Annotated in this window: 17 protein-coding genes; 2 read left to right on the top strand and 15 right to left on the bottom strand. The window is 65.7% G+C overall.

Going from position 1 to position 18860, the window contains the following annotated elements; translation table 11 throughout:
* Positions 1–279: 279 nt before the first annotated feature.
* Both NLM25_RS06375 and NLM25_RS06370 read right to left on the bottom strand, forming a co-directional pair.
* Positions 280–1116 carry an SDR family oxidoreductase gene (locus NLM25_RS06375; protein WP_254136441.1) on the bottom strand — a complete coding sequence of 279 codons (837 nt, stop codon included), beginning with the start codon at positions 1114–1116 and terminating at the stop codon, positions 280–282.
* A gap of 72 nt (positions 1117–1188) precedes the next feature.
* Complete coding sequence (locus NLM25_RS06370) at positions 1189–2508, bottom strand: solute carrier family 23 protein (RefSeq protein WP_254136440.1); 1320 nt, start codon at positions 2506–2508, stop codon at positions 1189–1191.
* 157 nt (positions 2509–2665) lie between these two features.
* Here NLM25_RS06370 and NLM25_RS06365 point away from each other — a divergent pair, with 157 nt between their 5' ends.
* A complete protein-coding gene (locus NLM25_RS06365; protein ID WP_254116113.1) occupies positions 2666–3994 on the top strand; it encodes a dicarboxylate/amino acid:cation symporter in 1329 nt (442 codons plus the stop codon).
* A gap of 154 nt (positions 3995–4148) precedes the next feature.
* On the opposite strand, the gene NLM25_RS06360 is transcribed toward NLM25_RS06365, so the two are convergent.
* From NLM25_RS06360 to NLM25_RS06315, 10 genes are all read right to left on the bottom strand, one after another.
* Positions 4149–5744, bottom strand: coding sequence for an ABC-F family ATP-binding cassette domain-containing protein (locus NLM25_RS06360; RefSeq protein WP_254136439.1), 1596 nt, complete (start codon positions 5742–5744; stop codon positions 4149–4151).
* 171 nt (positions 5745–5915) lie between these two features.
* The gene (locus NLM25_RS06355; protein ID WP_014492360.1) at positions 5916–6263 is read right to left on the bottom strand and encodes a RidA family protein; all 348 of its coding nucleotides are present in this window, start codon (positions 6261–6263) and stop codon (positions 5916–5918) included.
* A gap of 12 nt (positions 6264–6275) precedes the next feature.
* Positions 6276–7397, bottom strand: a complete 1122-nt coding sequence (locus tag NLM25_RS06350) for an FAD-binding oxidoreductase (RefSeq protein WP_254136438.1) — start codon at positions 7395–7397, stop codon at positions 6276–6278.
* A complete protein-coding gene (locus NLM25_RS06345; protein WP_254136437.1) occupies positions 7394–8812 on the bottom strand; it encodes an NAD(P)/FAD-dependent oxidoreductase in 1419 nt (472 codons plus the stop codon). Before NLM25_RS06345 ends, NLM25_RS06350 begins: the two co-directional genes overlap by 4 nt.
* Positions 8809–9105 (bottom strand): (2Fe-2S)-binding protein, encoded by a 297-nt coding sequence (locus tag NLM25_RS06340; protein WP_254136436.1) that lies wholly within the window; start codon positions 9103–9105, stop codon positions 8809–8811. The genes NLM25_RS06345 and NLM25_RS06340 overlap by 4 nt, the downstream gene beginning before the upstream one ends.
* A 27-nt stretch (positions 9106–9132) precedes the next feature.
* On the bottom strand, positions 9133–10269 hold the full coding sequence (locus NLM25_RS06335; RefSeq protein ID WP_254136435.1) for an FAD-binding oxidoreductase: 1137 nt from the start codon (positions 10267–10269) through the stop codon (positions 9133–9135).
* An 8-nt stretch (positions 10270–10277) separates the two neighbouring features.
* A complete protein-coding gene (locus NLM25_RS06330; RefSeq protein WP_071909709.1) occupies positions 10278–11084 on the bottom strand; it encodes an ABC transporter permease in 807 nt (268 codons plus the stop codon).
* Positions 11081–11956, bottom strand: a complete 876-nt coding sequence (locus NLM25_RS06325) for an ABC transporter permease (RefSeq protein WP_254136434.1) — start codon at positions 11954–11956, stop codon at positions 11081–11083. Before NLM25_RS06325 ends, NLM25_RS06330 begins: the two co-directional genes overlap by 4 nt.
* Positions 11953–12993 carry an ABC transporter ATP-binding protein gene (locus NLM25_RS06320; RefSeq protein WP_254136433.1) on the bottom strand — a complete coding sequence of 347 codons (1041 nt, stop codon included), beginning with the start codon at positions 12991–12993 and terminating at the stop codon, positions 11953–11955. Before NLM25_RS06320 ends, NLM25_RS06325 begins: the two co-directional genes overlap by 4 nt.
* 25 nt (positions 12994–13018) lie before the next feature.
* A complete protein-coding gene (locus NLM25_RS06315; protein ID WP_254136432.1) occupies positions 13019–14053 on the bottom strand; it encodes an ABC transporter substrate-binding protein in 1035 nt (344 codons plus the stop codon).
* Positions 14054–14326: 273 nt separating this feature from the next.
* Here NLM25_RS06315 and NLM25_RS06310 point away from each other — a divergent pair, with 273 nt between their 5' ends.
* Positions 14327–15244: a LysR substrate-binding domain-containing protein gene (locus NLM25_RS06310; RefSeq protein WP_254116104.1), complete on the top strand. Its 918-nt coding sequence runs from the start codon at positions 14327–14329 to the stop codon at positions 15242–15244.
* Here NLM25_RS06310 and NLM25_RS06305 read toward each other — a convergent pair.
* From NLM25_RS06305 to NLM25_RS06295, 3 genes are read right to left on the bottom strand one after another with little or no spacing between them, the layout of a single operon-like run.
* Positions 15234–16607 carry an amidohydrolase family protein gene (locus NLM25_RS06305; RefSeq protein ID WP_254136431.1) on the bottom strand — a complete coding sequence of 458 codons (1374 nt, stop codon included), beginning with the start codon at positions 16605–16607 and terminating at the stop codon, positions 15234–15236. The two genes, NLM25_RS06310 and NLM25_RS06305, sit on opposite strands and share 11 nt — an antisense overlap.
* Positions 16604–18187 carry an ABC transporter substrate-binding protein gene (locus NLM25_RS06300; RefSeq protein WP_254136430.1) on the bottom strand — a complete coding sequence of 528 codons (1584 nt, stop codon included), beginning with the start codon at positions 18185–18187 and terminating at the stop codon, positions 16604–16606. Before NLM25_RS06300 ends, NLM25_RS06305 begins: the two co-directional genes overlap by 4 nt.
* 22 nt (positions 18188–18209) lie before the next feature.
* On the bottom strand, positions 18210–18860 hold the full coding sequence (locus NLM25_RS06295; RefSeq protein ID WP_254136429.1) for an aspartate/glutamate racemase family protein: 651 nt from the start codon (positions 18858–18860) through the stop codon (positions 18210–18212).

Genomic DNA, 18860 nt, shown 5'->3' with positions numbered 1-18860 from the left:
TGAGCTAATGAACGGTCTATACACTTCAAGAAGGTATAACCGCACGATCGGAGCGAGTGGTACGGTAGCACGAAGTCTGGAGGAGGTCAGCCGGTCATGTCCAGAAAGCGCGGCGTGTATCGACAACTGCTCTGACCGATTCAGCCGGGGCAGCGGATTTGGTGCAACTTGGCGGTTGTACAAGATGAAGTCGCCACCCTTTTTCGCGCGGACCGCTATGAGAGGCGCAGCGGACCTTATACGCGCCCTGATTACAGCGCGGGTTCATCGGTACGCGCCCTAGCTTGCCCAATTCTCGCGGAATTCGGGAAACAGCGTCAGACCTCCGCAGGCATAGAGGGTCTGGCCCGTGATGTAGCTCGCATCGTCAGAGGCGAGGAAGGCGAACACGGCGGCGATCTCTTCCGGCGTGCCGACGCGGCCGAGCGGGATGTGGCCGGTGACGACGCCGCGTTTTGCGGGATCGCCGGTCCAGGCCGCGTTGATCGGCGTGTCGATTGCGCCCGGCCCGACCGCATTGACGCGAATGCCGCGGCCGGCGAATTCCAGTGCCAGCGTGCGCGTCAGATTGGCCATGCCCCCCTTGCTGATCGAATAAGCGAGATACCCGGGCTTCGGGACGATCTGGTGGACGCTGGAGCAATTGATGATGCTGCCGCCTGCGCCGCGCGCGACGAAATGGGCGAGCGCCTTCTGCGCGCAGAGCACGGCGCCGTTCAGATTGACGTCGATGATGCGGCGATAGGTTTCGATGTCGAGCGCCTCGCTCGGCGATTCCCGCTGGAAGCCGGCGTTGTTGACGAGACAGTCGAGGCGCTTCCAGCGCGCCAGGATCGTCTCGAACATCGCGCCGACCTCCTCCTCGTTGCTGACGTCGGCCTTGACGACGACATGATCGAGCTTGCCGTGGCCGCGATCGCTCGATGCCGTTCGTGCCAGCGCAAGCGACTCTTCGGCCCTCTCGGGGTGATCGACGTAGTTGATGGCGACGGTCGCGCCCTCCTGGGCGAGCCGGATGGCGACGGCACGGCCGATGCCTTGCGAGGCGCCTGTTACCAGCGCGTACTGGCCGACGAGACGCGAGTGAAACGAGGTCGAGCGATCGGTTTGTGGCATGAGTTCTCTCCGGGATGCCTGATCATCGACGGAACCGGCTTTTTGTTCCATCCCTCAGCGCATCGCTGTGATTCATTCGGCGCGCCGGGCGAGCGACGAGGTCAGGATCTGGTACAGGATGATGGCGCCAAAGGTTGCGGTGCCGATGCCGCCGATCGTAAACGCCCCGAACTTGAGCGTGAGGTCGCCGGCGCCCGCGGTCAGCGCCACGGCGACGGTGATCAGGTTCGCTGGGTTCGCAAAGTCGACCTTGTTCTCGACCCAGATCCGGCCCGCCATCGCCGCGATCAATCCGAACAGCACGATCGAGAGGCCGCCGATGACGGGGCCCGGGATCGACAGGATCAGCGCGCCGAATTTCGGCGAGAAGCCGAGCAGGATCGACACCGTGGCCGCGAAGGCAAACAGCAGGGTCGAATAGACCTTCGTCGCCGCCATGACGCCGATGTTCTCGGCGTAGGTGGTGACGCCGGTGCCACCGCCAAAGGCGGCCACGATGGTGGCGAGACTGTCGGCGAACAGGGCGCGGCCGAGATAGGCATCGAGGCTCCGGCCCGTCATCGCGCCGACGGCCTTGATGTGACCGAGGTTCTCGGCGACGAGAATGACCGCGACCGGCGCGATCAAGAAGATCGCATCGGCCTGGAACGTCGGCGCGGTGAAGCTCGGCATGCCGAGCCACGGCGCGGCCGAGAGCTGCGCAAAATCGATCGGCTTGCCGAAGCCGAGGCCGTTCGCGAGCAGCAGGTACAAGAGATATCCGCCGACCGCGCCGAGGATGATCGGCAGGCGGCGCCACAGGCCGGGAGCGGCAACGGCGACCACACCGATCATCAGGACGGTCGCGAGCCCGATCCCGGTGTCGAACCCATTGGCGCTCACCGCCTTCACCGCCACGGGCGCGAGGTTGAGGCCGATCGCGGCGACCACGGCGCCGGTGACGGCCGGCGGCATCAACCGCTCGACCCAAGCGATGCCCGACCACATCACGATCAGCGCGATCGCGCCGTAGAGCACGCCGGCGCCGACGATGCCGCCGAGCGCGACCGAGAGATTCGGATTCGGGCCCTGCCCGGCATAGCCGGTGGCGGCGATGACGACGGCGATGAACGCGAAGCTCGAGCCGAGATAGCTCGGCACCCGTCCCGCGACGATGACGAAGAAGATCAGCGTGCCGATGCCGGAGAACAGCACCGCAACATTGGGATCGAACCCCATCAGCAGCGGCGCGATGATCGTCGAGCCCGACATGGCGACGCAATGCTGGAGCCCGGAGACGACGGTCTGGCCCCATGACAGCCGCTCCTCCGGCATGATCACGCCCGAGGTCTTGAGCTTCCAGCGCGGAAAATAGCTCTGCCCTTGCTCGTCCGAGCCCGTTGCGATCGTCATGTTCCCCCCAGTTGCGGTGCAGCGATTGATCTTCGTGCGATCCGACAAAAATGTGATTGTCGCTTCTACGGCGGTCATCACATGATGCAAGACATACAAGATTCAAAGCTTGCAAGATTCAAATCCCGCAAGATCAATGCGTTCCGGGGCACACAATATGACACAAGTCGCGATCCAGCCAGCCGTCCATCGCCGGCATCAGCCCTGGTACAAGATCCTCTACATCCAGGTGCTGATCGCGATCGCGCTCGGAGTGCTCATCGGTTACTTCTATCCCGATCTCGGCAAGGCGCTGAAACCGCTCGGCGACGGCTTCATCGCGCTGATCAAGATGATGATCGCGCCGGTGATCTTCTGCACCGTGGTGCACGGCATCTCCTCGATGGGCGATCTCAAGCGCGTCGGCCGGGTCGGGCTGAAGTCGCTGATCTATTTCGAGACGGTCTCGACCGTCGCGCTGGCGGTCGGCCTTCTGGTCGGCGAGATCCTCCAGCCCGGCCACGGCTTCAACATCGATCCCGCCACGATCGATCCGAAGTCGGTGGCGACCTATGTCACCAAAGCCAAGGAAGAGGGCATCGTCGCCCATCTGATGGCGATCATCCCCGACAGCTATGTCGGCGCGATCGCGCGCGGCGACCTGCTCCAGGTGCTGCTGATCTCGATCCTGTCGGGCTTCGCCATCGCCTTCCTCGGCAAGGCCGGCGAGCCCATCGCGGAGGCGATCGACAAGGCCGCCAAGATGTTCTTCGGCATCATCCGCATCATCGTCCGCGTCGCACCGATCGGCGCGTTCGGCGCGATGGCCTTCACGGTGGGCGCCTACGGCCTCGGCTCGCTGCTCAACCTCGCGGCCCTGATCGGTACGTTCTACCTGACCAGCATGCTGTTCGTGCTGATCGTGCTGGGCGCGATCGCCCGGCTCGCCGGCTTCTCGATCCTGCGTTTCATCGCCTACATCAAGGACGAGCTGCTGATCGTGCTCGGCACCTCCTCGTCGGAGACGGTGTTGCCGCAGATGATCCAGAAGATGGAGCATCTCGGCGCCTCGCGCTCGGTGGTCGGCCTCGTCATTCCGACCGGCTACAGCTTCAACCTCGACGGCACCAACATCTACATGACGCTGGCGACGCTGTTCCTGGCGCAGGCGACCAACACCCATCTGACGATCTGGCAGGAGCTCGGCATCCTCGGCATCGCCATGATCACCTCGAAGGGCGCCTCGGGCGTGACCGGTGCCGGCTTCATCACGCTCGCCGCGACGCTCTCGATCGTGCCCGACATCCCGATTCAGTCGATCGCGATCCTGGTCGGCATCGACAAGTTCATGAGCGAGTGCCGCGCGCTGACCAATCTGATCGGCAACGGCGTTGCCTGCGTCGTCATCAGCATCTCCGAAGGCGAGCTCGACCGCGAGGCGCTGCACGAGACCATGGCCCATCCGCTGGAGATGGGCGAAGCGCTGGAGCCCGGCGGAGGTGCGTAGCACCACGCCCGCTCCGACGCGGTAGTTTCCCGGAGTGGAAAACCGGTGAGATACGCGTCACAACAATGACGTTGGGATCACCGATTGATAGTCGATCTTTTCGCCCGACGCGCTGGGGGCAGGGCGTCGGGCTTTTATTGTCGAACAATGAGCCTTAAGGAGCCGGGTTGGCGACCAGCTCGACCCTGCGCGTGATATCGATCGCCTGCAGGAACGCCTCGTCGTGACTGACCACGAGCAGCGCGCCGTCATAGGCTCTCAATCCTGCCTCGACCGCTTCGATGGAGTCGATGTCGAGATGATTGGTCGGCTCGTCCAGCATCAGCAGGGACGGCGGCACAGGCCCGCCCAGAACGCAGGCGAGGCCCGCACGAAACAGCTGTCCGCCGCTCAGGCTCCCCACGATCTGCGAGGCGGCATCGGCGCGGAACATGAACCGGGCCAGGGCGGCGTGGCACTCGTTCGCACCCGCCTTCGGATTGAGCCGCGCAAAATTGTCCAGGATGGAGACCGCTGGATCGAGCAGGCTGACCTTCTGGTCGAACGACGCGAAATCCGGCCTGACCCGCACGGTGCCCGAGACAGGGCGGATCTCGCCTGTCACGAGCTTGAGTAGCGTCGTCTTGCCGGAGCCGTTCGGCCCGACCAGCGCGACGCGTTCCGGCCCGACGATCGTGAGCGACAGTTCGCGCAGGACCGGCTGCTCCGGCCGATAGCCGGCGCTGACCCCGTCGAGCCAAAGCACCTCCCTGCCCGCCGGCAGATTGGTCGGGGGCAGTTTGACCGACAGCGGCTGAAGAATCTCGATGCGCCCGCGCGCCGTATCGACGGCCTCGAGCGCGTCCGCACGGCGTCGCTCGGCGATTTGCGCGCTCTTGCCGCCGGTGTCTTCGCTGCGATCCTTGCGCGCGCCGGCGAGGATGCGCGGCATGTCGCCCTTGGCGCGTTTCTTTCTTCCGCCGCTATCCTTTCGCGCCTTCTTCTCGGCAGCCTCCTGCGCCTTCCCGTCGATCTCGGACAGGCGCTTCTCGGCATGCGCGAGGTCGTGCCTCACAGCCGCAAGCTCAATGGCCTTCTGCGCGCGAAAACTGCTCCAGTTGCCGCCGTATCGTGTTGCCCCGAGTGACGTCAGCTCGACGATCACGTCCATGGTTTCGAGCAGGCCGCGATCGTGGCTGACGACAATCGCGCCGTCGCGCCAGGACGCGAGGAAATCGATCACGGTTTTGCGCCCGTCGCGATCGAGATTGTTGGTGGGCTCGTCCAGCAACAGGAAGTCGGGCTCGGCGAAGGCCAGCGCGGCGAGCCGAACCCGCGTGATCTGGCCGCCGGACAGGCAGGACAGCTCCGTATCGGGAGACGGATCGAACCCGAGGCGCGCCAGAGCGGCCTCCAGCCGCGCTTCAAGCGTCCAGTCAATCGCGGCGATATCATCGACTGAAGCATCGCCGCGTTCGGCACGGCGCATCAGCTCCAGCGCCTGCCGCACGCCGAACAGATCGGCCACAGTCGCGCCTGCAAGGACTTGCACGTCCTGACGCAACAGGCCGACGGTGCCGTTGATGAGAATGCGTCCGGACTGGGGAACGTGCTCCCCCGATATCGACGCAAGCAGCGTCGTTTTCCCGACGCCGTTACGGCCGACGAGACCGGTCCGTTCGGCTGAGAATGTCAGATCGACGTTGGAAAGAAGAGGCCGGCTGTCAGGCGTGGACAGCGACAGGTTCGACAGGATGATTGAAGCAGGCATGGAATTCCCCGTGAGCAAGGCAGGTCGGCTTTGCGGTCGGGGTAGAATCCATGGCTACGAATATCCTGGTTGAGAGACCCTCTAACTAGTCCCATCGAGGAGCGAGATCAAGTCGTAGCGCGAAAAGGACGCCAGCGCACGGAGCGCTGACGTCGCATCGACCTATCGCGATCAACCCTTGAGCGCGGTCACCACCACCTCGATCAGCGCGCCGCCGCCGAGATCGGCGACGCCGACGGTGGCGCGGGTCGGCAGATTGTCGCCGAAGAACTCGGTCCAGGCCGCGTCCATCTCCTTCTTCTTGGAGAGATCGGTGACGAAGATCGAGGTGCTGACGACGCGCGACTTGTCGGTGCCGGCTTCCTTCAGATAGCCGGCGATCTTGCCGAGGATGTTGCGGGTCTGATCGCCCATCGAGACCGAGGTGTCGTCGGCGATGGTGCCGCCGATGAAGACGAAGCCGTTGGCCTCGACGGCACGGTGCATGATGGGCGTGCGGATGCTGCGGGTGATGCTCATGATGTCCTCTTCTTAGAGCGTGGAAGGATGGAAACGGTCGATGCCGAGACCGCCGACGCGGGTCTGGGTGCCGCCGTTGACGATCAGCTCCGCCATCACGGCGCCGGCGCCGGGCCCGAGCTGAAAGCCGTGCAGCGAGAAACCGAACTGGTGATAGAGCCCCTTGTGGCGGCTGCTCGGCCCGAACACGGGAATATCGTCCTTCATCTTCGCCTCGATGCCGGCCCAGGCGCGGACGATGGTGGCGCTGCGCATCACCGGGAACAGCTCGAACACGGTGCGCGCGCTGATCGCGAGGCTCTTCCAGTCCAGCACGGTCTCGTTGCGGTCCTGATAGGGCGTTGCCAGATGGCCGCCGCCGATCAGCACGGTGCCGTTCTTGAATTGCTTGAACGAGAGCTTGCGTCCACGCAGGATCACCACGGGATCGATGAAGTGCGGCACGCGCGAGGTGATCATCAGCATCGGCGCGACGGTCTCGACCGGCACCGGCTCGCCGAGCGCGGCGGCGATGTTGCCGGCCCAGGCGCCGGCGGCATTGACGAGCACCGGCGCGGCAAAGGTTTCGGTGCCGACATCGACATGCCAGAGGCCGTCGCTGTGCCGGATGTTGCTGGCCGCCACGCCCTCGCGCACGGTGGCACCTAACTGCGCGGCCTTGCGCCGGAACGCCGTCGTGGTCTGCGCCGGATTGGCCGCGCCATCACGACGCGAGACGACCCCGCCGGGGCAGGTTTCAGCCACCGCCGGCACGAGGCGCCGTAGTTCAGTCGCATCGATCAGCTCTTCATGGGTGAAGCCGAGCGCGTTGAGCTCCGCGACGCGCGCGCGGCAGACCGCGAGCTCCTCCTCGTTCTCCGCGACGAGAACCTGGCCGTAACTCTCAAAGCTGCAATCGTCGTCCAAGAGCTCCGAAATCTTCTCCCAGATCCCCATCGAGCGGATCGAAAGCGGGATTTCGGGGATGTGCCGCGCAAGCTGGCGGACGCCGCCGGCATTGACGCCGGAGGCGTGGCGGCCGGCATAGTCCTTCTCGATCAGCACCGGCTTCAGGCCGGCGAGGCACAGATGCAGCGCGGTCGAGCATCCGTGGATGCCGCCGCCGACGACGATCGCATCCACGTTCCTGGTCATCCGCGCACCACCGCCTTGATGTCGTCTTCGCTCTTCGGCACGGCGGCGAGCTCGGCGAGCGTGATCGGCTTGACCGGCGCGCGCAGCCGGTAATAGCCGATCTCCTGCGGGGTCTTGCCGCGCGCCTGCGCCATCAGCTCGGTGACGGTGAGGCCGCAGAGCCGGCCCTGGCACGGCCCCATACCGGTGCGGCGATAGGCCTTGAGCTGGTTCGGCCCGGTCGCACCGATCGCGACGGAGTCGAGAACGTCCTTTGCAGTCACCTCCTCGCAGCGGCAGACGATGGTGTCGCCCGAGGGAATGCGGAACTGCGGCGACGGGCGGAACAGCGTGTCGAGGAAGACGCGGCCGCGTTCGGCCTTGGCAAGATCGGAACGGAGCGTTGCCATCGGCACAAGCTTCGCAGCAGCCGCAGGCGCCAGCGCCTCGACCGCCACGCGCGCCGCGATGCGGCCACGCACCACGGCTGCATTCGCACCACCGATGCCGGCGCCATCACCGGCGATCGCAATGCCGGCGACCGATGAATTGCCGCTCGCGTCGAGCACGGGCGACCAGCACAGCTGCAGATCGTCCCAGCGATGCTCGATTCCCGCTGCCATCGCCAGATTGACATTGGGCACGACGCCCTGATGCAGCAGCAGCAGATCCGCAGGAACGGTCTCGCGCTTGCCGTCGGCGACATAGCTCACGCTCGCGAGCTGGCCGTCGCCGGATGCGGCAAGCTCGGTGACGCCTGACACGACCTGCACCTTCGCCTTCACCTCGCGCATCATCGACAGGCCCTTGGCGAAATAGGGCGAGGTCAGGAAGGCGAAGGCGTGAGGCAAGGCGGCGAAATAATTGCCGCGCTCGGTGGTGTCGAGGATACGGTCAATGCGGCCGCCCAGGCGCAGGATTTGCGCGGCGAGCAGCCAGAGCAAGGGCCCCTGCCCCGCGATCACCGTGCGTCCGTCGGGCACCAGCGCCGACGATTTCAGCATGGTCTGCGCCGCACCCGCGGTCATCACGCCCGGCAATGTCCAACCGGGAATCGGGAACGGCCGCTCCAGCGCACCGGTCGCCAGGATCACGCGCTGGGCCTTGACGAAGGCGGAGGCGCCGCCGATCGAGACGGCGATCTCGAGGTTGCGATCGAGGCTCCAGACCGTCGCGCGATGAATGACCTCGGCGCTGCTCGCGCGCAGCGACTGCACGAGATCGGCACCGACCCAATAATCGGCGCCGAGCTGATTGCGCTCGGTGACCGGCGTCGACGAGATGGCGCGAAAGACCTGGCCGCCGGGGCCAATGTTCTCGTCGAGCAGCAGCGTCGACAGGCCGGCTTCGGCGGATGTCGCAGCGGCGGCGAGGCCGGCGGGCCCGGCACCGATTACCACGACGTCATAGGTTTCGCGCTTGGGAGCCACAGTCATCTTCCGATCTCCCGCTTGCCTTTCTGGATCTCGACCTGCATGCCCTCGGCGACGGGCACGAGACAGCCCTGGCGGTTGCCGACGCCGTCGATGGTCACGAGGCAATCGAAGCACACGCCCATCATGCAATAGGGCAGACGCGGCGCGCCGCTCACCGCGGTGGAACGCCGCGCGTCCCGACCGGATGCCAATAGCGCGGCGGAGACGGTGTCGCCCTGGCGCGCCGCGACGGCGACGCCGTCAACGAAGATCTGGACCTGCGGTCGCTTGTCCTGTTCGGATCGTGTAAACATGGGATGCCTCTTGGCTCCTTGATATCTCTAGTAGCCGCTGTTGTTCGCGGCGCCCGCGCCGCCGAAACGGCTGGCCGAGAACGCGCCGACCAGTTCCGGCTCGAGTGCGCCCTGCGCGACCATGCGCGCGATCTCGAAGGCGTGGTTCGAGGCCAGCGTCACGCCGGAATGGCAGCAGGCGACGAAAGCGCCGGGATGCGTCGCCGACTGGTCGTAGATCGGAAAGCCGTCCTGCGGCATGACCCGGATGCCGGCCCAGCTCCTGACCACGTTGAGCCGCGACAGATGCGGGAACATGCGCTGGGCGCGATCGGTCATCACGGCGCTGATCGAATGCTTCAGAGCGCGATCGTCGAGCTCGTCCTCCTTGCTGTCGCCGATCATCACCGTGCCCTCGTCGGTCTGGCGGATCGTGGTCAGCGGATGCGGCAGGAACGGCATGGTGCGCTCGGTCACCACGATCTGGCCCCGGGTCGGGCCCATCGGGGCGTAGAGGCCGACCATCGGCGCCAGCGTCTGGTTGGCGTTGCCGGCGGCCAGCACGATCTTGGCGGCGCGCAGCTCGCCCTTCGGCGTCGTCAGGCGGAATTCGCCGCCGCTCTTGCTGATGGCCGAGACCGGGCGCTCCGGGAAATAGTCGATGCCGAACGCCTTGAAGCCGGTGTGGAAGGCGCGGAACGTCCGCAGCGAATTGACGTGGCCGTCGAGCGGACAATAGCTGCCGCCGGAGACCTCCGGGCCGATCAACGGCAGCGACTTCTTGACCTCGGAGGCGGAAAGCATCTCCATCTTGTAGTCGGCAGCACCAGTCTGATTGTGCATGCGCTTGACGAGATCAGTGCGCTGGCCGAATTCGTCCTCGCCGAGCGTCAGATGGAAGCCGCCATTCTGCTGGAGCGAGACGTCGAGCCCGGTCTGCTGCTTCAGCTCCGAGGCGAGCCGGCCCCAGGCTTCGGAAGCCCGCACGGTCCAGACCGTATAAGCGGGCATGCCGAGCCCCTTGCTCTGCACCCAGACCAGCGCAAAGTTCGCGCGCGAGGCGCGCTTGGTGATGTCGCCTTCATCGAGCACCGCCACGCTCTTGCCGAGGCGGCCGAGGCCCCATGCAATGGCGGAGCCGAGCAGCCCGCCGCCGACGACGGCGACGTCGTAATCTCCTGACATAGGTTCTCCTATCGTCCCGTATCGCCCTTGCCGGCGAGCACACGGTCGAGCCCGTAGAAGCGGTCGAGCAGAATGAGGGCGGTCATGGTGATCGCGATCACGCAGGCCGAGACCGACGTCACCAGCGGATCGATGTTGTCCTGGATATAAAGGAACATGCGCACCGGCAACGTCTCGGTGCCGGGTGCCGCAAGGAAGACGGTCATGGTGAGATCGTCGAAGGACTGGATGAAGGCCAGCGCCCAACCGCTGATGACGCCGGGCAGGATCAGCGGCAGCGTCACGCGGCGAAACAGCGTCCAGCCGTTGGCGCCGAGCGAGACCGCCGCCATCTCGACCGAGAGGTCCATGCCGGTCGCGGCCGCCAGCGTCAGCCGGAGCGCGAACGGAAACACGATGATGACATGCGCGATGATCAGCGCAGCAAAGCTGCCACCCAGCCCGGCCGAGGTGAAGAAACGCAGGAAGGCGATGCCGAGCACGACATGCGGGATCATCAGCGGGGACAGGAACAGTGCCGCCAGCGCATCGCGGCCGCGGAAACGATAGCGCGCGATCGCCAGCGCCGCCGGCACCGCGAACAGCAGCGCCACGAAGGAGGAGAGCGCACCCAGCCCGAGGCTGACCCAGAACGCATGGATGAACTCGGGATAGTTGGCGATCGCCCTGAACCAGCGCAGCGAAAAGCCATTGGTCGGCAGCGACAGGAAGCCCTCGGGCGTGAAAGCAACGAGGCAGACCACCAGGATCGGCGCCACCATGACGATGACGAAGATGGTGTGGAAGATCAGCGCGAGCGGGCCGTTCCGGCTCATCGGAACACCTCCGCGTAGCGGCGCTCGATCAGCGCGTTGCTGCCGACGACGATCAGCACCAGCGCGACCAGCAGAAGCGTTGCGACCGCAGCACCAAGCGGCCAGTTCAGCGTGTTGAGGAATTCATCATAGGCAAGCGTCGCGGCGACCTTGAGCCGGCGGCCGCCGATGATCGCGGGCGTCGCGAAGGCACTGGCCGAGAGCGAGAACACGATGATGGCCCCCGACAGCACGCCCGGCATGATCTGCGGCATGATGATGCGGCGGATGATGGTCACGGGGCCGGCGCCGAGCGACATCGCGGCATTCTCGATCTGCGGGTTGAGGCGCTGGAGCGCGGCCCACACCGACAGCACCATGAACGGCATCATCACATGGGCGAGCGCAACGACCATGCCGGTCTCGGTGAACATGAAGGGAATGGGGGAGCGGATCACCCCGAGCGACATCAGCAGCTTGTTGACGAGGCCGTTGTTGCCGCCGAACAGCAGCGCCCAGCCGAGCGTCCGCGCCACCACGGAGATCAGCAGCGGCCCGAGGATGATCAGCAGGAAGAAGCTCTTCCAGCGACCGCTCATGCGGTTGAGGATGTAGGCCTCGGGTGCACCGAGCACAGCGGTGAGCAACGTGGTCAGGATCGCGATGCGGAACGTGCGCCAGAACATCTCGGCGTAATAGGGATCGGTCGCGATCTCGTGCCAGTTCTTCAGGATGAAGACCGGCTCGATGCCCTTGTACTGGCCCCAGTCGTGGAACGACAGCATCACGGTCATCGCCAGCGGAATCAGCAGCACGCCGACGAACAGCATCAAGGCAGGCGCCGTCAGCGCCCATGGCGCACGCACGCTGCGCTCCTCGGCAACCGCGCTCATGCGCCAGCCCTCGCGCGTACGCTCATGTCCTCGGGCCGCCAGGCGAGGCGGACCGTCTCGCCTTCGACGGGCTGCGCCTGCCCGTCATTCTGGCGAATCACGATCGCGGGGCCGCATTCGCTGTCGCACTGGAACAGCCAGTGATTGCCCTGGAAGATGCGGGTGACAATCTTTGCGCTGAGGCCGGTATCGCCAAAGCCGATTCTTTCGGGGCGAATGCTGACGGTGACAGGGCCGCTGAGGCCAGCCGGCGCCGGCGCATTCCAGGAGCCCGCCGTCAGCCGCGCTGGCGTCGCGGTCCGGTCGATGGTCGCGGCAAAGTCATTGGTCTTGCCCAAAAACTGCGAGACGAAGGCCGAGGCCGGCTTCTCATACGTCTCCTGCGGCGTGCCGATCTGCTCGATGCGGCCCTGGCTCATCACCACGATGCGGTCGGACAGCGACATCGCCTCGTTCTGGTCGTGGGTGACCAGGATCGTGGTGGTGCCGATGGTGCGCTGGATCTGGCGCAGCTCGATCTGCATCTCCTCGCGCAGCTTCGCGTCGAGATTGGACAGCGGCTCGTCGAGCAGCAGCACGCTCGGCTTGATCACTAGCGCACGCGCCAGCGCCACGCGCTGCTGCTGGCCGCCCGACATCCGGCGTGGATGGCGGTCCTCGTACCCCGCGAGGCCGACCATCGCGAGCGCAGCACGAACGCGCTCGGCCCGTTCGTTGCGCGGCACATTGCGCATCTCGAGGCCGAACGCGACATTCTCCGCCGCGGTCATGTGCGGAAACAGCGCGTAGCTCTGGAACACGATGCCGAGGCCACGCTTGGCCGGATGGATCGCGGTCAGGTCCTTGCCCTCCAGGCGGATTGCGCCGCGCGAGGGATCGAGGAAGCCCGCGATCATCTGCAACGTCGTGGTCTTGCCGCAGCCGGACGGGCCAAGGAAGGAGATGAACTCCCCCTTGCCCACCGACAGACTGAAGTCGTCGACAACAGTCTGCGCGCCGAACTGTTTTGCGACCCGATCGAGCTCGAGATAGGCCATGCGCTGTCCCCTACGAACGATCAGATCAACGCTCGACCTCGCGATTCCAGCGCTTGGTCCATTCCTCGCGCTTCTCGTTGATGATGGTCCAGTCGGGATTGTAGAGCTTTGCCGCGCGCTCGCCGATCGGCGCCATCTTGCCGAGCTCCGGCGGGATCACGAGCGATTTCAGCACCGGGCCGTAGCCATAGTCCTTCAGCATCACGAGCTGGATCTTGGGATCGAGCAGCATCTTGACGAAGCTCGAGGCCAGCGGCGAGGCGTTCGGCTTGGTGATCGGACACGCGGTCGTCAGCAGCGTCGCGGCGCCTTCCTTCGGATAGACGAAGTCGACGGGGAAGCCGGTGTTGGCAAAGCTCTGCACGCGCCCGGTGCCCCACACCGCGATCACGGCCTGGCCGGACTGGAACAGCTCGGTCATCTTGCCCGGCGACGGCTCGTAGGCGAGCACGTTCGGATTGATCTGTTCCTTGAAGATCTTGAAGCCCGAATCGACGTTGGACTCGCCGCCGCCGTTCATCTTCGACAGCATCACCAGCGCTTCGAGACCGTAGGTGTTGTTGATCGGCGGGATGACGAGCTGTTTGGCGTATTTCGTGTCCTTCAGATCGTTCCACGAGGTCGGCGGCGCCCAGCCCTTCTCGGCGAACGCCTTGGTGTTGTACATCAGGCCGGTCGCGACGATGCCGATCGCGACAGCGCGATCGTCCTTGAAGCGTGCGGTGTCGTAGAGATCGGCCGGCAGGCCGTCGAGCTTGCCGCAGAAGCCGAGCTGGATCGCCTGATACATCGGGCCATCGTCGACGATGGCGACGTCGATCTGCTGGTTGCCCTTCTGCGCCTGGAGCTTTGCCAGCGTGTCGGTGGAGTTACCGGCAACGTATTCGACCTTGACGCCGTTCTCCTTCTCGAAGGCCGGGATCACCTCGTCGCGAATGGTCTTCTCGAACGAGCCGCCATAGCCGGCGACGTAAAGCGTTTTCTGCTGGGCCGAAGCGGCCGACGGGACGGCGATGAGCGCTGCGATGCTGACTGCGGTCAGAAGGCTGAGAGTCTTCATATGGACCGATCTCCAATACCGGGATGGGGTGGGCGTGCCGAAAAATCTCTGGCTGAAGCGCCTTCCGCATTTCCTTCCGCGCAAATCCTTTCCGGACAGGGCTCCGGCCCCTGTACGGCGGGTTTTGGCGCGATCTGGAGGTTTGAACGCCTCCAATCTGCCGAAAAAGCGGGCTGACTCCAGTCCTGATGAAAAAGATCGCAACCTATACTTCCATCGTCCAATGAATAATGGCACCGTCTACATGCCAAAATGTTATGATTGGATGATGGGATGGCGCGGATCAATTCGCGGCAGGTGGAGGCCTTCCGGGCGATGATGCTGACCGGCAGCGTCACTGAGGCGGCCAAGCTGATGGCGGTGACGCAGCCGGCGGTCAGCCGGTTGCTGCGTGACTTCCAGGCGCTGCTGAAGACCGAGCTGTTCGAGCGGCGTGGCACCGGCCTGGTGCCGACCGCCGCAGCGACCGCGCTCTATACCGAGGTCGAGCGTTCCTTCGTCGGCCTCGAACGCATCACGGCGGCAGCCGAGGAAATCCGCGGCCGCCGCACCGGCTCGCTGCGGATCGCCGCGCTGCCGGCGCTGTCGAACGGTTATCTGCCACGGCTGGCCGGACATTTTTTGAAAGAGCGACCGAACCTCAACCTCGCCTTCTTCGGCGTGATCTCGCCGATCGTGGTCGACTGGGTGCTGAACAACCAATGCGACGTCGGCTTTGCCGAGGTGCCGATCGCCCATTCCGGCCTGCCGAGCCTGCGGCTGCCGGCGCTGGCGCGTGTCGCGGTGTTGCCGACCGGACATCGCCTCGCGGAAAAGGAGGTGCTGGAGCCCAGTGATTTCGAGGGCGAGACCTTCATCTCGCTGTCGGCGGGATCGGCGAGCCGCCATCTCGTCGACCAGATCTTTCACCGCAACGACGTCCGCCGCGTGCTGCGGGTGGAGACCGCGCTGTCGGAGATCATGTGCGGCATGGTGTCGTCGGGGCTTGGGGTCGCGATCTGCGATCCCTTCACCGCCGAGGAATTTTCGACGCGCGGCATCGTCGTGCGGCGTTTCCTGCCGCGGATCGATTTCGAGTTCTCGGCCGTCCTTCCCGCACAGCGCAGCGCCTCGCCAGTGGCGCTCGACCTCGTCGAGACAGTGCGCAAGGCGCTCGTCGAATTCGAGGAGAAAACGACGCTCAGCCGTTGAATGCGGCCTGCGCCTCCGGCAGATCCCAGATCTTGCCGATCGCAGCGGTCCCTGCCGCCGTGATCGCCGCCTCGTCGGCGCCGAGATAGCGGCCGGCATCGACCAGCACGCGGCCGTCGACCATGACCTGATCGATATTGGCGCGGTTGGCGAGCGCGATCAGCGCGCGGCGCGGGTCGAACAGCGGCTGAAGATGCGGATGGGTGAGATCGACCACGGTGAGATCAGCGGTCGCGCCCGGCTCGATCCGGCCGAGATCGGGCCGCTTGATGACGTCGGCGGCGACGGCCGTGTTCGCCTCGATCAGCTCCGGCGAGTTCGCGACGTCGGCGCGCTGCGACGTGACCTTGGAGATCAGCGAGGCCGCATTGAGCTCGCCGAGCAGGTCCATGTTGTAGCCGTCGGTGCCGACCACGGTGCGCACACCGTGCTCCGCAAACCGGCTGAACGCCGCGGTGACGCCGGCGCGCGCGAACACGCGCGGGCAGTTCAGCACGGTCATGCCACGCGCGGCCATCAGCTTGAGATCCTCATCGGAACTGAACATGCAGTGCGCCGCCATGAGATCGGGTGCCAGCAGGCCGAGCCAGTCCAGATATTGCGCCGGGGTGCGGCCGCCGTAGCGCTTGCCGATGGTCTCGACCTCGGCGCGGCTCTGCGCCATATGCGTCGTGATGGGCACGCCAAGCTCGCGCGCCCGCGTGGCGCAGGCCTTCAGCAGATCGGGACCGCAGGTGTCGGTGGCATGCGGGCTCATCGCAAGGCTGATGCGGCCGTCGCCGCGATTGTTCCAGCGCTGATAGAGCGCATCCCATGTCGCCATGTCGGCCACGCCGTCGTCGCCGGAATAGCGGACCACGCCATCCGGGCCGGCCTTGGCGTCCGACGTCGAGAACAGATAGGGCGCCCCGTAGAAGCGGATGCCCATCTCCTCGGCGGCATCGAACATCTCAGGAATGGAATTGCGGAACGGCTCCATCACCGTGGTGGCGCCGCCCTTCAGAAGCTGGAGGATACCGAGCCGCGCCACGGCCATGCGCTCCTCCACCGACAAGAGATCGGCGCCGCGCTTGGTCAGCGGCAGCAGCACCGTATAGACGATGCTCTGGTTGTTCTTGCGACCGTTGCCGTCCTCGGTATGGCTGCGCGCCACGGCTTCGGAGAAGCAGTGATTGTGCAGGTTCAAAAGGCCCGGCAAGACGAAACGGCCGGGACGATCGTAGACCTCGTCGGCGCTCGGCTTGTCGCGTGTGACCGCGGCGATCTTCTTGCCTTCGACCAGGACCCAATGGTCGCGCAGCACATCCTGCGCGCCGTCTTTGCGTGACAGCACATAGCTGCCGAAGATTGCGGTGGTGCTCATGCGGGGCGTACGTTCCAGAAGACGGCGGTGCCGTCGAGAATGCCGGTGATGGCTTTGCGATAGGCGGTCGGCTGCTTGTACAGGCCGATCGGAATATAGGGGATTTCCTCGAACGCCACCCCTTGGATCCCGCGGCAGATGCGCTGTTGCTCGGCAAGCTCGGAGGCCGCCAGCCACTGGCTGCGCAGGGTCCCCATCTTCTCGCTCGCATACCAGCCGGCGACCTTGCCTTCGCCGCGGATGTTGGTGTTGCCGGCGGGGTTGAGCCAGTCGATGCCCTGCCAGTTGCCGACCGCCGCGCTCCAGCCGCCCTGCCCGATCGGGTCTTTCTTGAGCTGGCGCTGCAACACGACGGCGAAATCGAGCCCGGCATATTCGACGTTCATGCCGGCCTTGCGCAGGCTGTCGACTGCGATCTCGCCGAGCGGTTTCTGCGCCAGCGAGTTGGTGGGAACGAGCACCACGATCTTCTCACCGTTATAGCCGGCGGCCTTCAGGTCGGCCTTGACCTTGGCGTAGTCGCGCGGCCCGCGGAACACATCGAGGCCGACATCGCTCGCCATCGGCGTGCCAGGCGCGAAGAAGCCGATCGGCGAGACCTGGAACGCCGGATCGGTGCCGGCAACCGCCGTCATGAACGCGGACTGGTCGATCGCTCCCAGCAGCGCACGGCGGATGGCGGGATTGTCGAACGGCGGCTGGAGGTGATTGAGGCGCAGCATGCAGGCATAGCCGCGGGGATCGAGGACGCGCGTCTCGATGTCGCCGGCGGCCTTGATGATCGGCAACAGATCGTGCGGCGTGGTCTCCTGCCAGTCCTGCTCGCCGGTCTGGAGCGCGGCGACGCCGGTGCCGGCATCGGGCGTGGTGGTCCAGACCACGCGGTCGTAATGCACGATCTTCGGCCCTGCCGTCCAATCCGGCTTGCCGTCGGGACGCGGCTGGTAACGCTCGAATTTGGCATAGGCGTTGCGCGCGCCCTGCACGCGTTCGTCCGTGAGGTAGCGGAACGGCCCGCTGCCGATCACCTCGGTCAGCGGCTTGAACGGATCCTGGCTTGCCAGCCGCTCCGGCATCATGAAGCAGGCGTTGATCGCGGCCTTGCCGAGCGCCTGCGGCAGCAGTGGGAACGGGCGCTTGAGGCGGAAGCGGATGGTGCGATCGTCGGCGGCCGACAACTCGTCGGTCGCTTCCATCAGTTCGCCGCCAAAGCCGTCGCGCGCCGCCCAGCGACGGATGCTGGCGACGCAGTCGCGCGCAAGCACGCGCTCGCCGTCGTGCCAGAACAGGCCATCGCGAAGCGTGAGGTCCCATTGCAGCCCGTCGCCGGAGATAACATGGCCCGACAGCATCTGCGGCGAGACCTGAAGCGAGGAGCTCATGCCATAGAGCGTGTCGTAGACCATGAAGCCGTGGTTCCGCGACACCTGCGCGGTCGAATAGATGGGATCGACGAAGGCAAGATCGATGACGGGAATGAAACGCAGCGTGGTTTGGGATTCGGCGCGCACGATGCCGGGCAGCGACAGCGCCGGCATGGCTGCGGCGGCCTTGAGGAGCGAACGGCGGGAGATAGGCATTACAAGGGGCTCCTGAAGGATCTTAAGTGTTCAACAAGACTGCGCCGATCGCGGCCGCGACGGCCTGCTGCGCCGGCTCGATGACGGGCACGCCGATCGCCTCCGCGATCGCCGCGCGGTGCGAGGCCATGCCGGCGCAGCCCATCACCACGACATCGGCGCGGCATTGCGTGACCAGCGCACGGCCGGCTTCGATCAGCCGCCCGCGGATGTCCGCGCCTGCAGTTTCCGCTGCGCTCGCGCCGACCGACCAGCTTCCGGCATAGCGGCCGTCGACGCCCATCACCCGCGCCATCCGTTGCTGGCGACGGATGCTCGACGGCGACAGCGCGATGACGCCGAAGCGTTCGCCGAGCATCAGCGCACGAAAGATGCCGCATTCGGCGATGCCCAGCACGGGGCGCCCGCCGGCCGCTTCGCGCACCGCATGCAGGCCGGGATCGCTGAAGCAGGCCAGCACGAAAGCATCCGCATCGTCGCGCGACACGCGATTGACCAGCGGCATCACGACGCTGTCGGCGTCGCGCTGCGAGCTGATGCCGGGCGGGCCCTCGGCAAGGCCAACCACTTCGATCTCGGGCCCGCCGGCGATGCGCAGCGGTGCGACTGCGTCGTCGATCGCCGCCGTCACCGACGCCGAGGAGTTGGGGTTGATGACGAGGATGCGGGTCAT

This window comes from Bradyrhizobium sp. CCGB01 (assembly GCF_024199795.1).
Classification (GTDB): domain Bacteria; phylum Pseudomonadota; class Alphaproteobacteria; order Rhizobiales; family Xanthobacteraceae; genus Bradyrhizobium.
The sequence above is the reverse complement of the archived record's forward strand: the minus strand, read 5'-3'. Positions and strand labels throughout refer to the sequence as shown.